General features: G+C 68.1%; 4 protein-coding genes. All 4 read right to left on the minus strand.

Annotated features, from left to right (window positions below; all coding sequences use genetic code 11):
- Positions 1 to 336: 336 nt before the first annotated feature.
- Genes BWR60_RS35860 through BWR60_RS35875 form a run of 4 tightly spaced genes read right to left on the minus strand, consistent with a single transcriptional unit; the run spans position 337 to position 2,457 of the window.
- The gene (locus BWR60_RS35860) at positions 337 to 594 is read right to left on the minus strand and encodes a hypothetical protein (RefSeq protein WP_088158113.1); all 258 of its coding nucleotides are present in this window, start codon (positions 592 to 594) and stop codon (positions 337 to 339) included.
- A 3-nt stretch (positions 595 to 597) separates the two neighbouring features.
- Positions 598 to 1,407 carry a hypothetical protein gene (locus BWR60_RS35865; RefSeq protein WP_088158115.1) on the minus strand — a complete coding sequence of 270 codons (810 nt, stop codon included), beginning with the start codon at positions 1,405 to 1,407 and terminating at the stop codon, positions 598 to 600.
- A 38-nt stretch (positions 1,408 to 1,445) separates the two neighbouring features.
- A complete protein-coding gene (mutT, locus tag BWR60_RS35870) occupies positions 1,446 to 1,907 on the minus strand; it encodes an 8-oxo-dGTP diphosphatase MutT (RefSeq protein WP_218823844.1) in 462 nt (153 codons plus the stop codon).
- The gene (locus BWR60_RS35875) at positions 1,897 to 2,457 is read right to left on the minus strand and encodes a GNAT family N-acetyltransferase (protein ID WP_088158117.1); all 561 of its coding nucleotides are present in this window, start codon (positions 2,455 to 2,457) and stop codon (positions 1,897 to 1,899) included. Before BWR60_RS35875 ends, mutT begins: the two co-directional genes overlap by 11 nt.
- Between the last annotated feature and the right edge of the window lie 152 nt (positions 2,458 to 2,609).

Below are 2,609 nucleotides of genomic sequence, written 5' to 3' on the forward strand. Positions count from 1 at the left end.
GCGCCTCGCCGGCTTCAAGCCGGATCATCGCCGCCTGCTTCAAAGAGGAGGAAAAACTACGAGTGCGCGTCCTGGGCTTGTCGGGCATTCACCCTCCGATCGCCCATGTCACCCTAATTCTTCTGCGCCTCGCCGGCTTCAAGCCGGATCATCGCCGCCTGCTTCAAAGAGGAGGAAAAACTACGAGTGCGCGTCCTGGGCTTGTCGGGCATTCACCCTCCGATCGCCCATGTCACCCTAATTCTTCTGTCTCAGTCCAGGGGGGCAGTCCACTCTCGCTCCTGCCAAGCGCGGCGGTAGCCCGCTAAAAATGCACTGTCACCGTAATTCCTGTGCCTACGGCCCCTCGGTCTTGAGGGGCCACAGGAAGTCCAGGAGCCAGAACAAAATGAACATCACGACGAATGCCGCGCCGAAGGCCCACCACCCGTAGACGAACGAAAACAGCCATATCGGCACGGCGACCGTGAAATAGGCCGCGTAGGCCCACTCGAACCCCGCCCGCTTGAGGTGCCGGGTGCCGCAGGACAGGCAGACATCCGTCTTCCGGTCGATGTCACGCCTTCCGCAGTTGAGGCAGCGCCGCCTGAGCATCCGTCACCTGCCGTCGAAGGCGATGTCGGATGCCCAGTCGTACAATTCCCGCAACAGCTCCCCCAGCTCATCGCCCTTGATGATCTCTTCCAGGACCTGCTGATCCTCATCCGGCACCAGGATGCTTTCGAGGGGAACATCGAGCTTCCGGCCCGAGAGCGCCGCGGACACGATGTGCTCCAGGCCGCGAAGCCCGTCATTCACCAACAGCACCGTCGATCCATAGGTGGCCATCACGAAGTTCGAGATGCCGATGAGGAGCCCGAACAGAAAGCCGCGGCCGGTCGGCATCTTCCCGGTCGGGGCAACCCTGAGCAGCCGGCGCAGCGCGCTGCCTTCCGACAGGGCGCCGCGGACCATCACCCGCGATGTCAGCAGGGACGCCGCCGCCCGGCCGGCGACGGATTCCGGCCTGGTGGTGATGATGTGATAGGCCACCTTCTTCGCGATCTGCGCGGTGGGCCCGGGATTGCTCAAGGCCGCGTAGCAGATCGCCGAGATGGTGTGGTTGATCAGCTCCGCCCGGATCCGCAGATCCCGGCCGTAGAAGCCGTACTGCATCCATTGGATGGTGATGGCGGCCTGCATCGCCTCGTAGTAGCCGATGAAGCCGTCCACCGCCGCCCCGAAGTCGATGCCGGCCTGGCGCGCCTCGGAATTGTGGCGGAGCGGGGTGGTATCGACCGGGACGCCGCGAAAGAACGTCGTGCCTTGACCGTAGGGCGCGGCCCCCAGCCAGCTATCGGCGGGCCCGGCGAACAGGCGCTCGCCCTCCGACCTGATCCGCAGCTGCTGGATGCTTCGCTCTCCCATGGCCTCCGCCGTCCGGTCGCTGTGTAGGGAAATCCGGCCTACACCACATCCCGCAGCATCGCCACCAGCGGCTTGTCGGCCGGCGGCATCGGGTAGTCGCGCAGGCGGTTCGGCGCCACCCAGGCCAGCACCTGCCCCTCGCGCGGCTGCGGCACGCCCTGCCAGCGGCGGCAGAGATAGAGCGGCATCAAGAGGTGGAAGCGCTCGTAGCGGTGGCTGGCGAAGGTGAAGGGGGCCAGGCAGCTCTCCTCCGTGTCGACGCCCAACTCCTCGCGCAGCTCGCGGATCAGCGCCGCCTCCGGCGTCTCGCCCGGATCGACCTTGCCGCCCGGGAACTCCCACAGCCCCGCCATCGATTTGCCCTCGGGGCGCTGGGCGATCAGCACCCGGCCATCGGCATCGACCAGGGCGACGGCGACGACCAGCACCACCGGCAGGGGCGGCAGCCTGGCGGCGCCGGCGGGAGAGTCGGAAGCGGAGGCGGGGGCGTCAGGCGGCATAGATCTTCAGGTAATCCTGGCGGCTGAGGGCGAAGAGCGGGCAGGGCACCGCCTGGCCCAGCGCCTTGAAGTCGATGGTCCTGACCCCGTCGGTCATCAGCCCGGCCTTGACCAGGACATGGCCCGACGGGGCGTTGTCGGGGTGGTAGGCCGCCTGGATCCGCTCCAGCCGCAGATCGAGGAAGCCGAAGGCGATCACCGCCTGCGCCGCCTCCGTGGCAAAGCCCTGGCCCCACCAGCGCCGGCCGAACCAGTAGCCGAAGCTGCCGACCCGGCCGTTGGTGGCGATCGCCAGCCCCATATGGCCGATCACCGCGCCGCTGTCCGGCAGCGTCACCACGAACTGGTATTCACGGCCGGCGATCCAGCGCTTCTCCGCCGTGCGGATCCAGTCCTCGGCATCGGCGAAGCCGTACGGGAAGGGCACGTCCGACAGCCAGCGCACCACCTCCCAATCGTCGAGCAGATGCGCGATCTCCCCGGCATCGGAGGGGCGGTGACGGCGCAGCCGCAGCCGCTCGGTCTCGAGTTCCTCGGGGAACTCGGTCATGGGGGAGACCGCCTGCCGGCGTGCCGGCGCGGCCGCCGGACGGCGGCGCTAGCCGACCGCACCCGACGAGTCCCCCCTCCCCTCGCGGGAGGGGGRTAGGGGGAGGGGGTTTTCGCCGCCGGAGCCGGCCTGGCCTTGGACGATCCGCACGG

The organism is Inquilinus limosus (assembly GCF_002195995.1).
Lineage (GTDB): Bacteria > Pseudomonadota > Alphaproteobacteria > DSM-16000 > Inquilinaceae > Inquilinus > Inquilinus limosus_C.

Bases quoted from the DNA above. Each gene is read 5' to 3' on its own strand.
- BWR60_RS35865 (WP_088158115.1), bottom strand. From the start codon at position 1,407: ATGGGAGAGCGAAGCATCCAGCAGCTGCGGATCAGGTCGGAGGGCGAG.
- BWR60_RS35875 (WP_088158117.1), bottom strand. From the start codon at position 2,457: ATGACCGAGTTCCCCGAGGAACTCGAGACCGAGCGGCTGCGGCTGCGC.
- mutT (WP_218823844.1), bottom strand. From the start codon at position 1,907: ATGCCGCCTGACGCCCCCGCCTCCGCTTCCGACTCTCCCGCCGGCGCC.
- BWR60_RS35860 (WP_088158113.1), bottom strand. From the start codon at position 594: ATGCTCAGGCGGCGCTGCCTCAACTGCGGAAGGCGTGACATCGACCGG.